This is a genomic window from Priestia sp. D51 (genome assembly GCF_053345675.1).
The window spans coordinates 127,957-146,031 of the sequence record NZ_JBLTIR010000001.1 but is presented as its reverse complement, the minus strand read 5'-3'; the positions used below and the strand labels follow the sequence as shown (position 1 = coordinate 146,031).

Annotated in this window: 15 protein-coding genes; 1 reads left to right on the top strand and 14 read right to left on the bottom strand. The window is 38.3% G+C overall.

Going from position 1 to position 18,075, the window contains the following annotated elements; translation table 11 throughout:
• Positions 1-34: 34 nt before the first annotated feature.
• The 9 genes from mutM to ACNHOZ_RS00755 form a co-directional block, all read right to left on the bottom strand.
• Complete coding sequence (gene mutM, locus ACNHOZ_RS00795; protein WP_028411775.1) at positions 35-868, bottom strand: DNA-formamidopyrimidine glycosylase; 834 nt, start codon at positions 866-868, stop codon at positions 35-37.
• 21 nt (positions 869-889) lie between these two features.
• A complete protein-coding gene (gene polA / locus ACNHOZ_RS00790; protein ID WP_034265607.1) occupies positions 890-3,517 on the bottom strand; it encodes a DNA polymerase I in 2,628 nt (875 codons plus the stop codon).
• A 329-nt stretch (positions 3,518-3,846) separates the two neighbouring features.
• Positions 3,847-5,619 carry a two-component system histidine kinase PnpS gene (pnpS, locus tag ACNHOZ_RS00785; RefSeq protein WP_028411777.1) on the bottom strand — a complete coding sequence of 591 codons (1,773 nt, stop codon included), beginning with the start codon at positions 5,617-5,619 and terminating at the stop codon, positions 3,847-3,849.
• Positions 5,612-6,328 carry a response regulator transcription factor gene (locus ACNHOZ_RS00780; RefSeq protein WP_013085192.1) on the bottom strand — a complete coding sequence of 239 codons (717 nt, stop codon included), beginning with the start codon at positions 6,326-6,328 and terminating at the stop codon, positions 5,612-5,614. The genes pnpS and ACNHOZ_RS00780 overlap by 8 nt, the downstream gene beginning before the upstream one ends.
• A gap of 178 nt (positions 6,329-6,506) precedes the next feature.
• Positions 6,507-6,983: a MaoC family dehydratase gene (locus ACNHOZ_RS00775; protein WP_048019694.1), complete on the bottom strand. Its 477-nt coding sequence runs from the start codon at positions 6,981-6,983 to the stop codon at positions 6,507-6,509.
• A gap of 133 nt (positions 6,984-7,116) precedes the next feature.
• Entirely contained in the window at positions 7,117-8,055 is a 939-nt protein-coding gene (mdh, locus tag ACNHOZ_RS00770; RefSeq protein WP_013059443.1) for a malate dehydrogenase, read from the bottom strand.
• Between the two features lie 28 nt (positions 8,056-8,083).
• Positions 8,084-9,376, bottom strand: a complete 1,293-nt coding sequence (gene icd / locus ACNHOZ_RS00765) for an NADP-dependent isocitrate dehydrogenase (RefSeq protein WP_255906663.1) — start codon at positions 9,374-9,376, stop codon at positions 8,084-8,086.
• 74 nt (positions 9,377-9,450) lie between these two features.
• Entirely contained in the window at positions 9,451-10,569 is a 1,119-nt protein-coding gene (citZ, locus tag ACNHOZ_RS00760) for a citrate synthase (RefSeq protein WP_033579621.1), read from the bottom strand.
• Positions 10,570-10,929: 360 nt separating this feature from the next.
• Positions 10,930-11,391 (bottom strand): DUF441 domain-containing protein, encoded by a 462-nt coding sequence (locus ACNHOZ_RS00755; protein ID WP_033579620.1) that lies wholly within the window; start codon positions 11,389-11,391, stop codon positions 10,930-10,932.
• 113 nt (positions 11,392-11,504) lie between these two features.
• Here ACNHOZ_RS00755 and ytvI point away from each other — a divergent pair, with 113 nt between their 5' ends.
• On the top strand, positions 11,505-12,614 hold the full coding sequence (gene ytvI / locus ACNHOZ_RS00750) for a sporulation integral membrane protein YtvI (protein ID WP_048019692.1): 1,110 nt from the start codon (positions 11,505-11,507) through the stop codon (positions 12,612-12,614).
• A 39-nt stretch (positions 12,615-12,653) separates the two neighbouring features.
• On the opposite strand, the gene ACNHOZ_RS00745 is transcribed toward ytvI, so the two are convergent.
• The 5 genes from ACNHOZ_RS00745 to ACNHOZ_RS00725 all read right to left on the bottom strand — a co-directional run bounded on the left by ACNHOZ_RS00745 (position 12,654) and on the right by ACNHOZ_RS00725 (position 18,050).
• Positions 12,654-13,046 (bottom strand): FxsA family protein, encoded by a 393-nt coding sequence (locus ACNHOZ_RS00745; protein ID WP_033579618.1) that lies wholly within the window; start codon positions 13,044-13,046, stop codon positions 12,654-12,656.
• 82 nt (positions 13,047-13,128) lie between these two features.
• Entirely contained in the window at positions 13,129-14,889 is a 1,761-nt protein-coding gene (gene pyk / locus ACNHOZ_RS00740; RefSeq protein ID WP_045291184.1) for a pyruvate kinase, read from the bottom strand.
• A gap of 479 nt (positions 14,890-15,368) precedes the next feature.
• A complete protein-coding gene (gene accA, locus ACNHOZ_RS00735; protein WP_047749772.1) occupies positions 15,369-16,346 on the bottom strand; it encodes an acetyl-CoA carboxylase carboxyl transferase subunit alpha in 978 nt (325 codons plus the stop codon).
• Positions 16,340-17,221, bottom strand: a complete 882-nt coding sequence (gene accD / locus ACNHOZ_RS00730) for an acetyl-CoA carboxylase, carboxyltransferase subunit beta (protein WP_028411784.1) — start codon at positions 17,219-17,221, stop codon at positions 16,340-16,342. The genes accA and accD overlap by 7 nt, the downstream gene beginning before the upstream one ends.
• A 226-nt stretch (positions 17,222-17,447) precedes the next feature.
• The gene (locus ACNHOZ_RS00725) at positions 17,448-18,050 is read right to left on the bottom strand and encodes a FadR/GntR family transcriptional regulator (RefSeq protein ID WP_047749768.1); all 603 of its coding nucleotides are present in this window, start codon (positions 18,048-18,050) and stop codon (positions 17,448-17,450) included.
• Positions 18,051-18,075: the final 25 nt, after the last annotated feature.

The window sequence follows — 18,075 nt, the reverse complement described above, 5'->3', positions numbered from 1 at the left end:
CTATACGTAGTATATGAAAGGAGCCCATCCATTGTTATTTTTTAGCCGGCTGACAATTTGGGCAGATATGTGTTCCTCTACCGCCTACAACAAATTTTTCAATTGGGGTACCGCAAATTTTACAGGATTCGCCTTTTCTTCCGTACACGTAAAGCTGCTGCTGAAACATGCCTATTTGCCCCTGTGTGTTTACATACGTGCGAATTGTGCTTCCCCCTTGTTTCACCGCTTCTTGAAGGGTCGCTACAATTTCTTCGTACAATTTTTCATACTCTTCGTCTGTTAATTGGCTGGCCACTCGTTCAGGGTGAATCCCTGCGCGAAATAGTGCTTCATCTACATAAATATTCCCTAGCCCAACCACGACATTTTGATCGAGTAAAACCGGCTTGATTTTTCGAGAGGTTTTGCCGATTCGCATTTTTAACTGACTTGGATTAAATGTTTCGTCAAACGGTTCAGGTCCAAGGCCAATAAGAGGAGGAAACAGATCTTCCTCTCCCTTTTTAAATAAGTGCATGGTACCAAATTTCCTTACATCCCGGTATCGTAATTCTGTTCCGTCGGTGAAGTGAAAAAAGACGTGTACATGCTTATCTGGTTCGTCTGCATTTTCATGGAGAGCATATTTTCCTTCCATACGCAGATGAGAAACCATCGTATAATCATCGAGTACAATTTTCAAAAACTTACCTCTGCGTTCAACATCTCGAATGGTTTGTCCAACAAGCGCGTCACAAAACTGCTCAACTTGCTCAGGACGTTTGATAATATTAGGCCATTTAACGGTTACACGCTCAATGGTCTTACCACTGGCTAATTCAATCAACGTACGTCTGACGGTCTCAACTTCTGGTAATTCTGGCACGTTTGTCACATCCTTTTTCCACTACTTTGCTTCGTACCAAGTCTTTCCGTAAGAATAATCTACTTTCAACGGAACTTCTAGCTCTAAAGCATGCTCCATTACTTCTGGTACGATTTTCTCTAAAATTTTAATTTCTTCTTCTGGGGCTTCAAAAATCAGCTCATCGTGTACTTGAAGCAGCAGCTTAGCCTGAAGATTTTCATCTTTTAAGCGCTTATCCATTTCAATCATTGCTTTTTTAATAATGTCAGCTGCTGTCCCTTGAATAGGCGTATTCATAGCTGTACGCTCAGCGAAGCTGCGGAGGTTAAAGTTTCGGCTCGTGATTTCAGGCAAGTAACGGCGGCGGTGCAAGAGCGTTGTTACGTATCCCTTTTCTTTTGCATCGCGCACAATCGTATCCATATACTCCTGTACACCCGGGAAGCTTTTTAAATAGCGTTCAATAAAAGTAGCCGCTGCTTTTCTTGTAATTCCTAAACTTTGCGATAAACCGTAATCACTGATGCCATAGACGATTCCAAAATTAACTGCTTTAGCCTGACGGCGCATATTCGACGTTACTTCTTCTCTTTCGACGTGGAACACATCCATCGCTGTTTTCGTATGAATATCTAAGTCATGCTTAAACGCATCAATTAGCTTTTCATCATTTGCAATATGAGCCAGTACGCGCAGCTCAATTTGTGAATAATCCGCCGCAAATATTAACCAATCAGGCTGTGAAGGCACGAACGCACCTCTTATTTTTTTACCTTCTTCAAGACGAATCGGGATGTTTTGCAAGTTAGGATCTACTGAGCTTAACCTTCCCGTTTGAGTTAACGTTTGATTAAAGCGGGTATGAACTTTTCCATCGCTTTCATGAATAACCTTTTTTAACCCTTCGATATACGTAGACTGTAATTTTCCTAGCTGACGGTATTGTAAAATCTCTGGGATAATATCATGGGCGCTAGCTAATTGCTCTAATACATCAGCTGATGTGGAATAGCCTGTTTTTGTTTTCTTTATGACTGGAAGCTGCATTTTTTCAAAAAGAACAACTCCTAGCTGCTTTGGTGAATTAATATTGAATTCTTGTCCAGCGTATTCGTAGATTTTCGCTTCAATTTTTTCAAGCTGTTCTCGAAGATCTTCGCCCATTTCATCCAAACGCGCCCGATCAATTTTCACCCCTTGATATTCCATATCGGCAAGGACAATGGCAAGAGGCATTTCAAGCTTTTCAAACAGCTCAAACTGTTCATTTTCAACCAATTCTTTTTCCAACACTTCTTTTAAATAAGCTACGGCGGCGGCTTTTCTTATAACATGCTCAGCTAGCTGAGCAGCTTCCGCAATGCTTCGCTTAGCTCCTTTTCCATACACAGCTTCATCTGATTGCACTTGATGATATCCTTTTAATTTTGCAATTGTCGCTAGGTCATCATTTGCTTCAGCGGGATTTAAGATGTAAGAAGCAATCATTACATCATGTTCAATTCCTTTAATTTCATGCCCCGCCCATTTTAACGATACAATCGTACGTTTTCCATTAAATACCGTCTTTTTTACATCTTCATCTTCTAGCCATGCTGTAAACTTGGAAGATGAAAGAGCTGTGTCTTTATCAATAAAATAGTGGCCGTTTTTGTTGCTGATTCCAAAACCGAGCAGCTGATTGTGATGATAGTTTTCTTCATAACCTTCTACGATCAGAGCTGCTTCGCTTGTTAACATATCATCGTGAACTTCCTGCACTATTTCAAACGTCAGTTCTTCAAAATCTGCTTCCTCTTCTGCTGATTCACCAAATTTAGCAAGCAGAGAATTAAACCCAAGCTCTTTAAATAAAGAGATGACCTTTGAAGATTCAAACCCGTCATATTTCGCATCTTCTACAGATACTTCAAGAGGCGCTTCGCAATAAATAGTTGCAAGCTTTTTACTCATGATGGCTGATTCACGATTATCTTCCAGCTTTTCTTTTAATTTTTTACCGCTGACTTGATCGATAGATTGCAATACATTTTCAACGGTTTCAAACTCTTTTAATAGCTTTAAGGCTGTTTTTTCTCCAACTCCAGGCACACCTGGGATATTATCTGAGCTGTCTCCCATAAGACCCTTCATATCAATGATTTGCGCAGCCGTGATTCCATATTTTTCATCAATGGCTGCAGGCGTATAGGAATCCACATCCGTAATTCCTTTTCTCGTAATATCTACGGTTACATGCTCTGACACAAGCTGAAGTAAATCTTTATCACCGGAAATGACTTTCACGGCCATTCCTTTTTGTTCTGCTTGTTTTGAAAGTGTACCGATAATATCATCTGCTTCGTACTCAGGCAGTTCATAGCGCTTAATTCCATATGCATCTAATAACTCACGAATAAAGGGAAACTGCTCTGAAAGTTCAGGAGGCGTCTTTTGTCTGCCTCCTTTATACTCTGTAAATGTTTTGTGACGAAACGTTGTTTTCCCTGCATCAAAAGCCACCAGTAAATGCGTTGGCTTCTCTTCCTCTAAAATACGTGTCAGCATTGTAGTAAAGCCGTATATGGCATTTGTATGTATTCCTTTATCATTGTTTAAAAGCGGCAAAGCAAAAAATGCACGGTAGGCAATACTATTCCCGTCAATTAATACTAGTTTTTGTGTCATTCATGTTCCTCCATTTCGCTCTCTTCTTATCTTACCTTTATTTTAGCAAACAATAAGCTTTAAGGACAAAAAGTACTCTTGAATTCAACGTTTTATTTTCATATGGTGATAAGATCTATACATCATAAAATAAAAAACACCGCCTGGTTATTTTAGGCGGTGTAGCATGTGAATGGATAGAAATTGTCAAAAAGAATCGGCGAAAATAGCACGGTTAAAGCTATTTTCGCCTTACATATTGGCTCCTTGGATGAAGGGGTTTCCATGAAAAATTGTATCAATTAATTATTAAGCTACATTAAATAAATTGTAAAAGGAACGTAAACATTTTACATCTGCGGCAAATACTTGTGCAGCTTCACCGAAAAAGTTGTCCCTTTATTGACTTCACTTTTCACTTCAATTTCCCCTTTATGAGCTTCAACAAGATGTTTAACAATTGCTAATCCAAGACCTGTTCCTCCGGAATTGCGGCTTCTTGCTTTATCTACTCTGTAAAAACGCTCAAAAATACGTGAAATTTCATCAGAATCAATACCGATACCTGTATCTTGAACATGAACCGTAATCGTTTCTTCTTCCTCTTCAAGCGAAACGTGAACGGTTCCTCCAGGCATTGTATACATGAGTGCATTGCCAATTAAGTTAACGAACACTTGCATAAGGCGCTGACTGTCACCATCAATCCACGCTTCTTCAGGAAGCGTATCTAACGTTAGAGTGATTTCTTTTTCATTCGCTCGGTTCGATAGCACTGTTATGACCTCATAGAGAAGGGTATTCAAATCTACTGAATGAATGCTTAGTTTAAAACCTTGCTGTTCAACTTTAGATAAATCCAAAAGATCTTGAATCAAGCTCTCCATGCGCTGGCTTTCCGTTAGAATAATAGATAGAAACTGCTCTCGCAGCTTTGGATCTTCCATGGCACCGTCTAACAATGTCTCACTAAACCCTTTAATGGACGTAATAGGCGTTTTTAGTTCATGAGACACATTCGCTACAAAGTCACGGCGCACTTGTTCTAGTTTTTTCAGCTCGGTAATATCATGGAAAACAAGCACAATGCCTTTCCATTCATCGTTTAAGCCAATAATCGGCGCTCCATAAACATCAAAATATCTTCGTTCAATATTTAAAGGCAAAACGACTTGTTTTCGAACCTTTACTTCGGTCATAAATATTTTTTCCACAAGTTTAATGATTTCTTTGTGCTCAAATACCTCATAATACAAGTGATAAAGGAAGTCGTCCGGATGTATATGAAACTGCTCTTTATAAGCTCGGTTCACTAAGTTTATATAGCCTCGACTATCGATAAGAAGCATACCGCTTCCCATATTTTCAATTAGGGTGCGCAGCCTGTCCTGCTGCATTTCTTGATTAGTGATAGACTCTTGCAGATTACGAGCAAGTGCGTTAATAGACTGACTCAGCATCCCTGTTTCATCTACATAATCTTCATATGTACGAGCTTTATAATTCCCTTTTGCAAGTTCCATAGCCACCTTGGTTGCCGATTCAATAGGACGGGTATAGCGCCCCATAATCTTTACACCTAAGAGTAAAATCACAATCAAAGCTAGACCTAAGCTTCCAATAAGAAGCCCCCAGATTTGCTGATTTACTTGTTTTAATGAATCAAACGATGTACTCAAAACAACAAATCCCTCTTGCTTACCTTCTATAATAAGCGGGATACCATAGTAATATAAGTCGTAATCTTCTTTAATTTGATCAAAGCTTTTTTTGCTGTTTAACTGCTTTTTTAATACTTGTTGGATTACAATACTTTTTTCGATTCTTTGCTGCTTGCTACCTGGATTTGAGTCAACTAATATTTTTCCATCTTTTTGAACGACAGTCGTTCGTACACTTAGCGAATGACTGATTTGATCAACTTTAGATTTTAAAGCAGGACTTGTGATGCCTTCTTCACTAATGTACATTTCCACAAGCTTTGCTTCTTTTTCCATTCGCTCTTGAAACGTTTGAAAATAAAAGTTTTTAAACAACTGCCCCAGCAGCAGGCCAAGACCTACTAATACAATAATAATAAGTACTAATAGAGCCAAAAGTAGCCTTGAACGAAATTTATTCATCTACCTTTGGTTCCTCCAGCTTATATCCTAATCCTCTAATCGTTTTTATATAAACCGGTTTTCGCGTATTATGTTCAATTTTCTCACGCAGATGGCTGATGTGCACATCTACAATTCGCGTATCTCCGGCAAAATCATAATTCCACACTGCACTCAGCAGCTGATCACGAGTTAATACCCGTCCTTTGTATTTTGCCAAATATAATAATAACTCGAATTCTTTCGGAGTAAGCTCAAGCTGCTCTTGATTAAAGTAGGCCTCATAATGATCTGGAAGAATTTTTAAATCACCAATCATGATGCGTTCGCCATCTTCCTCCTGTTCATTTTCCTGAGCAATAATTTGTGTTCTGCGTAAAATGGCTTTTACACGGGCTACTACTTCTCGAGGACTAAATGGTTTCGTCATGTAGTCATCTGCGCCAAGTTCTAGCCCTAATACCTTGTCAAACTCATCGTCTTTTGCAGTTAACATTAAAATAGGCGTCATCACTTTTTGCTGACGAAGCTTTTTACAAACTTCAATTCCATCCATTTTAGGAAGCATCAAGTCTAACACAATTAAATCAGGTTTTCCTTCTAATGCCTTGTTGTATCCTTCTTCCCCGTCTTCAGCTGTTTCTACTGTAAAGCCAGCTTGTTGTAAATTATATTGTAATAATGTTGAAATTGATTGTTCATCATCTACGACTAATAATTTCTTACTCATATTAACGATATAAGCCTCCATCTAGTTAAATTAAACCGCAGCTTCACCCAAATGATATTATTTTCTATTTATCTTCTCTTATCATACAATGTTTTAGCCTCGTTCTCCAATACATTTCAACATTTTCAGAAAATATGGCTAAAGAGCTTCTTCTATATTTATCAATATTTAGGGCGTTTTAAAAATTTTCAAAGTCATGTGTCTCTACTGATGGAAGTCTAAGCGGCGGATACACAAGAAACCGAGCCGTTACTACACTCTCTTTTTGTTCATTGACCGCTTCTACTTCAATCGTAACAGTTTTAGAAGAAACATCTACCTCTGTGACTTCAAATAAAAATTCAATCGTACTATAATGATGAATTTTTTTGGGAAAGGCAACCGTATGTTCTGCAACATGGCTTCCAGGTCCGGGCAAGTACTTTGAAATGGCTGCTGTCATAATACCGGTAATCATAATGCTTGGCACAATAGGTTTCTTAAAAGGTGTCTGAGATGCATAATCATGCTGAATGTATAAAGGGTTAGAATCATTTGTCAGCCCTAAGTACAATAAGATATCTTTATCTTCAATTCGTTCAGTTAGCGTTAATTTTTCTCCAACTTTTATATCTTCAATACTTCGACCTATTTTTTGTTTTTTACCTAATACCATCATCATTCCACCTTTTGTATAAAGTAATAGTTTTTCTTTATATACAAGAAAAATTCGAGGTTTCCCTCGAATTTTCCTTGTGACTATTGTTTGAATATCTATAAAAACCTATACTCAAACCTACTTTATTGTATTAAGCTAATACACCCATGACAGTTTTGACTGATTTTGCTGATTGATCTAACGCAGCTTTTTCAGAATCAGTAAGTTCTAATTCAATTACTTGCTCAATTCCTGCAGCTCCTAATACGGTCGGAACACCTAAGTAGATGCCGTTATAACCATATTCACCCTCTAGGTAAGCAATCGCTGGTAAAATACGACGCTGATCTTTTAAGATCGCTTCTGTCATTTCCACTAAAGAAGCAGCAGGAGCGTAGTACGCACTTCCGTTGCCTAATAAGTTAACGATCTCGCCGCCGCCTTTGCGTGTTCTTTCAACAATTGCTTCAAGACGCGCTTTTGGAATAAGCGTTTCAAGAGGAATACCGCCAGCATATGAGTAGCGTACAAGAGGTACCATATCGTCGCCATGTCCACCAAGTACAAAACCTGTGATATCTTTCACTGAAATGTTTAACTCCTGCGCTACGAACGTACGGAAACGTGCAGAATCTAATACGCCTGATTGACCGATTACGCGGTTTTTAGGAAAACCAGATTCTTTAAATACTGTGTACGTCATAGCATCTACCGGGTTTGTTAACACGATAATGTGACAGTTTGGCGAGTATTTAACAACTTCTTGAGTAACAGACTTCATAATTTTTTGGTTCGTTGTGACTAAATCATCGCGACTCATACCTGGCTTACGCGCGATACCAGCTGTAATAATGACAATGTCAGAATCAGCTGTGTCTTCGTAGTTGGCTGTTCCTGTAATGTTAGCGTCAAAGCCTTGTACAGGACTTGCTTCTAACATATCCAGCGCTTTACCTTTAGCTGGATTTTCTAATTGCGGAATATCAACTAATACAACATCAGCTAATTCTTTTTGACCAATTAAAAAAGCAGTTGTAGCTCCCGTAAAGCCCGCTCCGATAACAGATACTTTTTTACGCATATTTGCCATTATAATTCCTCCCCTAAATGAATAGCTATTAAACTGTTACTTGTTTTCCTAGATTGCTAATTAATTCATCAGCAAACTCTGAACACTTCACTTCTGTTGCGCCGTCCATTAAACGTGCGAAATCATATGTTACTACTTTTGAAGCAATTGTTTTTTCCATTGATTTCATGATTAAATCCGCTGCTTCATTCCAGCCAAGGTGTTCAAGCATTAACACACCTGATAATAATACAGAAGATGGGTTTACTTTATCTAAACCAGCATATTTAGGTGCTGTACCGTGAGTTGCTTCAAAGATAGCATGTCCAGTTTCATAGTTGATGTTTGCTCCTGGAGCAATTCCGATACCGCCAACTTGTGCTGCTAATGCATCTGAAATGTAATCTCCATTTAAGTTCATTGTTGCTACTACATCGAATTCACGTGGACGAGTTAAAATTTGTTGTAAGAAGATATCTGCAATAGAATCTTTTACAATAATTTTTCCTGCTGCTTCCGCTTCTGCTTGTGCTTTGTTTGCAGCTTGTGCACCTTCTTTTTCAACGATGCGGTCATATTGAGCCCAAGTAAATACTTTATCGCCGAATTCTTTTTCAGCTAGCTCATAGCCCCAATTTTTAAATGCGCCTTCTGTATATTTCATAATGTTACCTTTGTGTACAAGCGTAACAGACTTGCGGCCCTGTTCAATCGCATAGTTGATTGCTGCACGCACAAGACGCTCTGTTCCTTCAGAAGAAATAGGCTTAATACCTAATCCAGAAGTTTCAGGGAAACGGATTTTATTTACGCCTAATTCCGTTTGTAGGAATGAAACAAGTTTTTGTACTTCTTCAGAACCCTTCGCATATTCAATACCAGCATAAATATCTTCAGTATTTTCACGGAAGATAACCATATCTGTATCTTCTGGGCGCTTAATTGGAGAAGGTACGCCGTCAAAGTAGCGAACAGGACGTAAGCATGTGAATAAGTCTAATTCTTGACGCAATGCCACGTTTAGAGAACGAATTCCACCGCCTACTGGTGTCGTTAATGGTCCTTTGATTGCAATTATGTATTCGCGAATTGCATCTAACGTTTCTTCCGGTAACCATTCGCCAGTTTGATTAAATGCTTTTTCACCTGCTAATACTTCTTTCCAAACGATTTCTTTTTCACCACTGTATGCTTTTGCAACTGCTGCTTCTAATACGCGGGAAGCTGCTGCCCAGATATCCGGACCAATTCCGTCACCTTCGATAAATGGAATAATTGGGTTATTTGGTACGTTTAAAACGCCGTTTGCTACAGAAATTTGTTCACCTTTTGTCATGAGAATGACCTCCTTAAAAAATTGTCTACTTTCACTTATGGAAAAGTGCTCAACGAACGTGAGCACCTTCGTCACATTGTTTAGCTGCGCTCTTCAAGCGGAATGTACGTTTGTTTTCCAGGACCGATATAATCAGCTCTTGGACGAATCAAACGATTGTTTGAATACTGCTCTAAAATGTGAGCAATCCATCCTGATACGCGGCTTACGGCAAAAATCGGAGTAAATAAATCGTGATCAATACCTAAGCTGTGGTATACAGAAGCTGAATAGAAATCAACGTTTGGCGGAAGCTTTTTCTCGCCTGTTACGATTTCCTCAATTTTCACTGACATATCGTATAGCGTTGTATCTCCTGCTTGTTTTGTAAGTTTTTCAGACATTTCTTTCAAGTGCTTGGCACGAGGATCACCCTGCTGATACACACGATGTCCAAATCCCATAATCTTTTCTTTTTTCGCGAGCTTTTCGCGAATGTAAGGTTCTGCGTTTTCAACTGTTTGAATGTCAGACAACATTTTCATAACAGCTTCATTCGCTCCCCCGTGAAGAGGACCCTTTAACGCCCCAATAGCGGCTGTAATCCCTGAATAAATATCGGATAACGTTGCCACACAGACACGCGCTGTAAAAGTTGAAGCATTTAGCTCATGGTCAGCGTGTAAGACAAGTGCTTTATCAAACGCTTCTACTTGGATATCAGTTGGCTCTTCGCCGGTTAACATATATAAAAAGTTAGCGGCAATGCTATAATTTTCGTTTGGCTCAATTGGCTCTAATCCGTTGCGAACTCTTGAAAAAGCCGTCACCACTGTTGGTAATTGTGCTTGCAAACGAACAGCTTTGCGATAATTTGCTTCTTCATCCATTAAATCAGCTTCAGGATCGTACAACCCCAATAGTGATACGACTGTTCTTAAAGCTGCCATTGGATGAACATCTTGAATTGGATAAGTTTTGAAATGATTTAAGACTTCTTGGGGTAATTTAGCGTTTTCTGCTAGTAATCTAGAAAACACAGATAATTCTTCTTTATTAGGTAATTTTCCGTGCCATAGTAAATACACCACTTCTTCAAATGTTGCATAATTCGCTAAATCATCAATATTGTAGCCTTGATATGTTAAAGTGTCATCAATAATTGAACTTACTGCTGACGTTGTAGCGACTACCCCTTCTAGACCTCGAGTTGCTGTCATAAATCTCCACTCCTTTACAGAAAAAATTCCCCATACCTTTCTGTGTAAAACGTGAAAAACAAAATTGAGCTTCTGCTCAACTAGACATTAAATGATATACGAAGCGCCTCTTTTGAATATATATCTTGGAAGAACATTCCTTCACCCCACGTAAAGAAAATGCTTACATTTCCATTTGTTTCAATAACACACAAAATTAAAACATCTGCATGTGTCATTGCTTTGTTACAGCCCTATAGGTAAAACATACAATTGTATGTAAAAAGATGCGGCCTCAAAATATATTATAAACAATTATCTGACTTTTGTGAATCAAAAGAGAGAAGAAATTTTAAAAAAATTATTATTATACAAAAATTTCTACGAAAAAAGTTCAGTTAATTTCATAAATAAATAAGCAATTCCAGCACCGATTAACGGACCTACTGCTACCCCTTGAAACAGCGCCACAGCAAGAATTGTGCCAAAAACTAAAGCGGTCGTAATATGCGGATCATCTTCCAAGAGCGTAAGCCCATATTTGGCAATAATTGCTACAGCAATGCCGGCTCCTAGAGCAATCCAGGCATAAGAAGATTTCACAGCTTCTCCTAATTGTTTAAACCCTATGTCTCCTGTTGCAATTGGCACAAGAACGGCAATTGTAATCACCGTTACCCCAATATTAATTCCTTTTGATTGTAGAAAAGGAAAAACCTTACTGTCTAACCCGATTAATTTTAAAATAAGTAAAAATGCAACTGCAATGATTAATGATTGATTTTTAGCCACTAATCCAATTACGAGTAAAACAGCTAAAAAAAGCATCGGTTGTGAAAACATTTTACTCATCCTTTCTTTTTTTATTGTGATAATTCTAAAGCGTATTACGTAACTATTTTATGAGTAGCTTTTTCTTTTGTTGACTATCGTTTACAAGGAGGCCTCTATTTATTGTGTACAAGCTTCATTTACATCGCCTATTTCGCTTAGCTTGTGTGTTGGTAATTATTGCAGCAGCTGTATTTCTTAGTTATTATGTCTCTTCTCTCCTCTATCCATTTATTATCGCCTGCTGCATCGCTTTTTTTATAAATCCTATGGTTAATCTATTTGAATTAAAGCTGCGCTTACCACGCTACTTAGCTGTTTTACTGTCAATGGTTCTTATCTTCTCTCTTTTGGCTGGACTTATTACGTTACTTATCACAGAAATTATTGCAGGAAGTACGTATTTAGCGAAAGTTGTTCCCACAAATTTCAAAGAAGTGGTCATATTTATTGAAAATATTGCTACAGAACAAATACTTCCGTTTTATGAACGCATTACTTCTATGTTTAATAACTTAAATACCGGTCAGCAAGCAACTATTTTATCGAACATTAAAGGGGTAGGCAACCATATCGCTCAAACGGTGGGCGATTTTCTGCAAAATGTATTGCAAAGCATCCCAGTATTTTTATCCGTATTGCCTAATGCAGCTACTGTGATTATTTTTTCATTGCTGGCTACTTTTTTTATTAGTAAAGATTGGTACAAGCTGATGGCTAAAGGCAGCGTGTTTATTCCTAAAAAAGTAAGAGAAAATGGACAGACAGTTGTTATGGAGCTTAAAAATGCACTGTTTGGTTTTATTAAAGCTCAGCTTACGCTTATTTCGATTACCACCATCATCGTTCTTTTTGGTTTACTTGTTCTTAAGGTTGATTATGCTATTACAGTCGCTTTATTAATCGGCTTAGTAGATATTCTTCCTTACCTCGGAACAGGACTGGTTTTTGTTCCCTGGATGATTTATGCGTTTGCAACAGATAATGTGTCATTTGCTGTAGGACTTTCGGTACTATATGCTGTAGTACTTGTGCAGCGACAAATTATGGAGCCCAAGATTCTGTCATCGAGCATTGGTCTTGACCCTCTTGCTACATTAATTGCTTTATTTGTAGGATATCAATTGATTGGATTTTTTGGATTAATAGTTGGCCCTGTTATTCTTGTTATTCTAAAAACACTTCATACAACGGGAGTTTTTAAAGAAACGTGGCAGTTTATTATAGGAAAATGAAAAAGTGTGTGAAAGAAGCTTCTTTCACACACTTTCTAGTTAACGTATAATCGTCATTCGATTACGCCCTTGAAAAAATCTTCTTAGCCACGTTAAAAGAAAAGGCTTGACGATTTTGCGTGTAAACGGCAGCAAAAAGATAAAGCCTACAACATCTGTCAAGAAGCCTGGAAACAGTAGAAACAAACCGCCAAATAGTACACACATACCATCAAGGATTTCACCGCTTGGAACATGTCCTTGGCTCATCTGACGCTGTGCTTTTTGAAAAAGAGATGTTCCTTGTTTTTTCGCTAGAAACGCACCAATAAAACTGGTAGCAATAATCAGTAAAAATGTTGACATTACACCAATGAGATGACTTGAATAAATCAAAATCATTACCTCAACAGCAGGTACAATAAGAAGGAGCGGAAGAAGCTTCCTCACCATCATCACCTCTTCGCTTATTGAATTGCCTAAACAAAAAGAGAAGGATTTCCCCTTCTCTTTTTTTCAATCATCTACGTGTTTCTTACAGTACGCTTGCGTGTCCGTTGTATACAACACCACGTGAAGCATCAACTGTAATATCTTGATCTTCTGAGAATACGCTTGTTGCGTTTTCTACACCTACAATGACAGGAATGCTTAAGTTTAATCCTACTACAGCTGCATGGCTTGTTAGACCGCCTTCTTCCGTAATAAGAGCCCCTGCTTTTTCGATTGCACTGATCATATCGCGATCTGTGCTGTTTGTAACAAGGATAGCACCTTCAGTCATTTTTGCATTTGCTTCTTCAGCAGTTTTAGCAATAACTACTTTACCAACTGCTGCTTTACGACCAATTCCTTGTCCTTTAGCCAGAACGTCACCTACAACTTGAACTTTCATTAAGTTCGTTGCACCTGATTCTCCAACTGGAACACCAGCAGTAATAACAACTAAATCACCGTGTGCTACAACGCCTGTTTTTACTGCGTCATTTACAGCGTGATCTAACATATCGTCAATTGTACTTACGCGCTCACCAACAACTGGTGTAACACCCCATACTAGAGAAAGACGACGTGCAACAGAATCGTTTGCTGCAACAGCTACGATTGGAGATTGCGGACGATATTTAGAAACGATTTTCGCTGTATAACCACTTTCTGTTGGCGCTACGATTGCACTAGCGTTTAAGTTAAGCGCTGTGTGTACAACAGATTGTCCGATTGCATCTGTAATAGATGGGCCAACTTGTTTGCTGCGCTGTTGTAAAATCTCAGAGTAGTTTAGAGCTTGCTCAGCACGAGAAGCGATTGAATGCATTGTTTGTACAGCTTCAACTGGGTAAGAACCCGCAGCTGTTTCACCAGATAACATAATTGCATCTGTACCATCAAAAATAGCATTGGCAACGTCACTTGCTTCCGCACGAGTCGGGCGCGGGTTGCGTTGCATTGAATCAAGCATTTGTGTAGCTGTAATAACTGGTTTGCCAAGTGCATTACATTGTTTGATTAGATCTTTTTGTACTAATGGTACTTCTTCAGCAGGAATTTCTACTCCTAAGTCACCACGAGCAACCATTAAGCCGTCTGAAACTTCAAGGATTTCTTTGATGTTATCTACGCCTTCTTGGTTTTCGATTTTTGAGATGATTTGAATGTGAGCTGCATTGTGTTTTTCTAGTAGTTCACGAATTTCTAATACATCAGATGCACGACGCACAAAAGAAGCAGCGATAAAATCAATGCCTTGTTCGATACCAAATACAATATCGTTTGCATCTTTTTCAGTGATACCAGGAAGGTTTACACTTACGTTTGGCACGTTTACACCTTTTTTATTTTTTAATGTACCAGGGTTAAGTACTTTCGTTTTGATTTCACCATCAGTTTTATTGACATCTAGTACTTCAAGACCGATTAAACCGTCATCTAAAAGGATTTTTGATCCTACGTGTACGTCATCAATTAGACCTGGATATGTAATTGAGAATTTTTCAGTTGTTCCCACTACTTCTGTCATAGAAACAATGATTTCAGCGCCTTCTTCTAACTCAATTGCACCATTTTCCATTGTGTTTGTACGAATTTCAGGTCCTTTTGTATCAAGTAAGATACCTACTGTTTTACCTGTTTGTTTCGCAGCTTCACGAATGTTAACGATACGTGCACCATGCTCTTCAAAGTCACCGTGAGAGAAGTTTAGGCGACAAACGTTTAAGCCTGAGTTAATTAGTTCAACTAATTTTTCTACACTTTCACTCGCTGGTCCAATAGTACATACAATTTTAGTTTTACGCATTCAAATTTCCTCCTATATATTTACTATTTACTCTTTAGGTAGAGCAAACAGCTATTTCCTTTACTAACCTTTTACAAGCAGGCTGTGAACAAATATTTTGTTGCCTTAACCTGTTCACCTTGCTTTACGTGTAACTTATGAAATACCTACATAGCGCTGAATCAAATAGCAAACAAATACACAGCACTTTAACGATGAATTTCTTCATCGTTTGCTTCTTGTTTTACTATTCCCTGCAATTCATACAGCAATACTTGCTGCCTGATTTGTCTTATATATCTCACGTTTTAGAGAAAAGACAAACGCTCGCACAGCTGCTAATAACCATAGGAATTTTTTTAAAAACACTCTTTTTCTACTTTTATTTAAAGGTTTTTGCTGTCTATAAAATACCACGAAGAACTTGTAAACACAATAGAGAAGGGCTATACAAACCGCACAAAAACGCGCACCCTTATTTTTCAAGAGTGCACGTTTCTTTATTTTATAGTAATGGCATCGTTTTCAGCTGCAAATTGTCCGATTTTTTTGTATTTTAAATAACGCTCTTCCACTAGCTCTTCTTTTGATAAATTCATCAGTTCTTTTAATGACTTCTTAATAATGCTTTCCATGTATCCAGCTTGTGCATCGATATCTCGATGAGCTCCGCCTTTTACCTCTGAAACCATTTCATCTACAATACCCAGTTCTTTCAAATCTGGTGCTGTAATCTTCATCGTTTCAGCAGCTTTTTTCGCAAGAGAAGAATCTTTCCAAAGAATGGCAGCCGCTCCTTCTGGAGAAATAACTGAATACGTCGAGTTCTCAAGCATATGAAGGTGATTTCCTAAACCTAATGCCAAGGCTCCTCCGCTTCCTCCTTCTCCAATGACAATACAAATAACAGGTACAGTTAAGCCAGCCATTTCGAAAAGATTTTTCGCAATAGCTTCGCTTTGTCCGCGTTCTTCTGCCGCTTTTCCTGGATAAGCTCCTTTTGTATCAATAAAGCAAATAATTGGGCGGTTAAATTTCTCCGCTTGCTTCATTAGACGCAGTGCTTTACGGTAGCCTTCAGGATGAGGCATACCAAAATTACGACGAATATTTTCTTTCGTATCTTTACCTCTCTGATGTCCAATCACGGTAACAGGCACGCCATTAAACTTGGCAATTCCTCCTACGATTGCTTCATCATCTCCATAAAAGCGATCTCCATGACACTCTAAAAAGTTTGTAAACAAGCGAGTAATATAATCGAGTGTTGTAGGACGCTCAGGATGACGCGCAATTTGAACACGGTTCCACGGGCTTAGATGATTGTAAATATCGTTTTCTACTTTTTCTAAGCGCTTTTCCAACTTATCAATTTCGCTAGATAAATCCACTTCTGTATTTTTAGCAAACTCTTTCAGTTCTGCAATCTTGTCGCGTAACTCAACAATTGGACGTTCAAACTCTAATTCACTTACCACTCGATGTCACCTCCTGCTACGTGTATATCTAAAATAGTTGTTAACGTGTCTTTTAAATCGTGACGGTCAATAACTCCATCTAATTGACCATGCTTCAACAGAAATTCAGACGTCTGAAAATCTTCTGGAAGCTCTTCTCTAATTGTTTGTTCAATAATACGTCTTCCAGCAAAGCCAATTAACGCGCCCGGCTCGGCTAAATTATAATCGCCTAGCGAAGCAAAGCTTGCTGACACTCCTCCTGTAGTAGGATGTGTCATGATCGAAATGATTAAGCCGCCTTCGTCACTGAACATTTTAAGGGCTGCGCTAGTTTTAGCCATTTGCATCAAGCTCAGAACACCTTCTTGCATACGTGCACCGCCTGAAGCTGTAAAAATAAGGAATGGGACATGCATTTCCTTTGCTTTTTCAATGGCGCGAGTAATTTTCTCACCTACTACAGAACCCATGCTTCCCATACGGAAGTGTGAATCCATAACAGCAACCACTACTTTAATTCCTTCAATATCTCCTTCACCCGTAACAATCGCTTCACTTAAATTAGTTTTCTCACGATCTTTTTCGAGCTTTTCAAGATAGTCCGGGAATCCAAGAGGATTTTCTGACGTCATATCTTTGTCGTATTCAACAAACGTACCGCTGTCAATCAAGCTTTCAATACGCTCTGGTGCTGTCATTTGATGGTGATATCCACAGTTTAAGCATACTTTTAAGTTTTTATTTAACTCTTTTGTATACATGATTTTCTTACACTTTTTACACTTGGTCATAATCCCTTCAGGTACATCTTGTCTCATATGCTCAGAAGGAATCGTAGCATATTTTCGTTTTTTTGGAGTTTTTGTGTTTTTTGTAAATAAATCTCGTAACAAGGTGTAACCTCCTTTTGGTTCTTTTCTTTAACATAAGAACCTTTCTTCTTCCTCTTCTTCTACTTTACACGTTATGAAAGCCCGTCTCAAACGCAAAAACAAGCGACATATAAGAAAAAATTGGATGAATTATTCGCTTCACTTTATTAGTTGCTATTTACTTTACTAGATGACGGTTTGATTTTGTGTAGAAAGATGGCATGTCTCTTTCGACAAATTCCTTCTTTCACACTTGTTTGTAGCACTGATGGTGAAGATTTAATACAGCTGCTTCATCTTTTTTAACGAGCGCCTCTACTAATTCATTTATAAGAGTGTCGCTTGGCGCTGAGTTTTGTTGAAAGGTTTGAGAAAAACGGCAAATAATCAGCCAAATTCGGTGCAATAGCCGATTAGCCTGCAAAGAAAACAAATAGTCAAACAAGTTCTTTAAGCGATCGTCATTCTGCTTTTGAATTACTTTTGAAACATTGATTTTGTTCTGTTCCGCTAAAACAGAAAACAAACAGCTTTTTTCCAGAATATATCTCGTCTGAATTAAGTCTGACTTTGTTTTGCCGTCTTGTATTAAAAAAGTAGCTAATAAATCAATAAATTGATGATCTCCCACTTCTTTAATAAACGTACCTTCACCTCTTCTAGTTTCAATCAATCCAATTAGCTCTAACGCTCTGAGCGCTTCTCGAACGGAAGAACGTCCTGCGCCTAACCGTTCAGAAAGCTCTCGTTCTGACGGGATTTTATCACCCGTAGTTAAACGATCATCTTCCATTAGCTGGCGAATTTGTTTTAGAATTTCTACATATACTTTTGAACGTTCATTCTTCAAGTTTATTACCACTCACTTTACATTA

What these genes read in the sequence shown, in the direction of transcription:
- ACNHOZ_RS00745 (WP_033579618.1), bottom strand. Translation starts at nt 13,046, where the DNA reads ATGGTGAGGAAGCTTCTTCCGCTCCTTCTTATTGTACCTGCTGTTGAG.
- pyk (WP_045291184.1), bottom strand. Translation starts at nt 14,889, where the DNA reads ATGCGTAAAACTAAAATTGTATGTACTATTGGACCAGCGAGTGAAAGT.
- citZ (WP_033579621.1), bottom strand. Translation starts at nt 10,569, where the DNA reads ATGACAGCAACTCGAGGTCTAGAAGGGGTAGTCGCTACAACGTCAGCA.
- ACNHOZ_RS00780 (WP_013085192.1), bottom strand. Translation starts at nt 6,328, where the DNA reads ATGAGTAAGAAATTATTAGTCGTAGATGATGAACAATCAATTTCAACA.
- mdh (WP_013059443.1), bottom strand. Translation starts at nt 8,055, where the DNA reads ATGGCAAATATGCGTAAAAAAGTATCTGTTATCGGAGCGGGCTTTACG.
- ACNHOZ_RS00755 (WP_033579620.1), bottom strand. Translation starts at nt 11,391, where the DNA reads ATGTTTTCACAACCGATGCTTTTTTTAGCTGTTTTACTCGTAATTGGA.
- pnpS (WP_028411777.1), bottom strand. Translation starts at nt 5,619, where the DNA reads ATGAATAAATTTCGTTCAAGGCTACTTTTGGCTCTATTAGTACTTATT.
- polA (WP_034265607.1), bottom strand. Translation starts at nt 3,517, where the DNA reads ATGACACAAAAACTAGTATTAATTGACGGGAATAGTATTGCCTACCGT.
- ACNHOZ_RS00775 (WP_048019694.1), bottom strand. Translation starts at nt 6,983, where the DNA reads ATGGTATTAGGTAAAAAACAAAAAATAGGTCGAAGTATTGAAGATATA.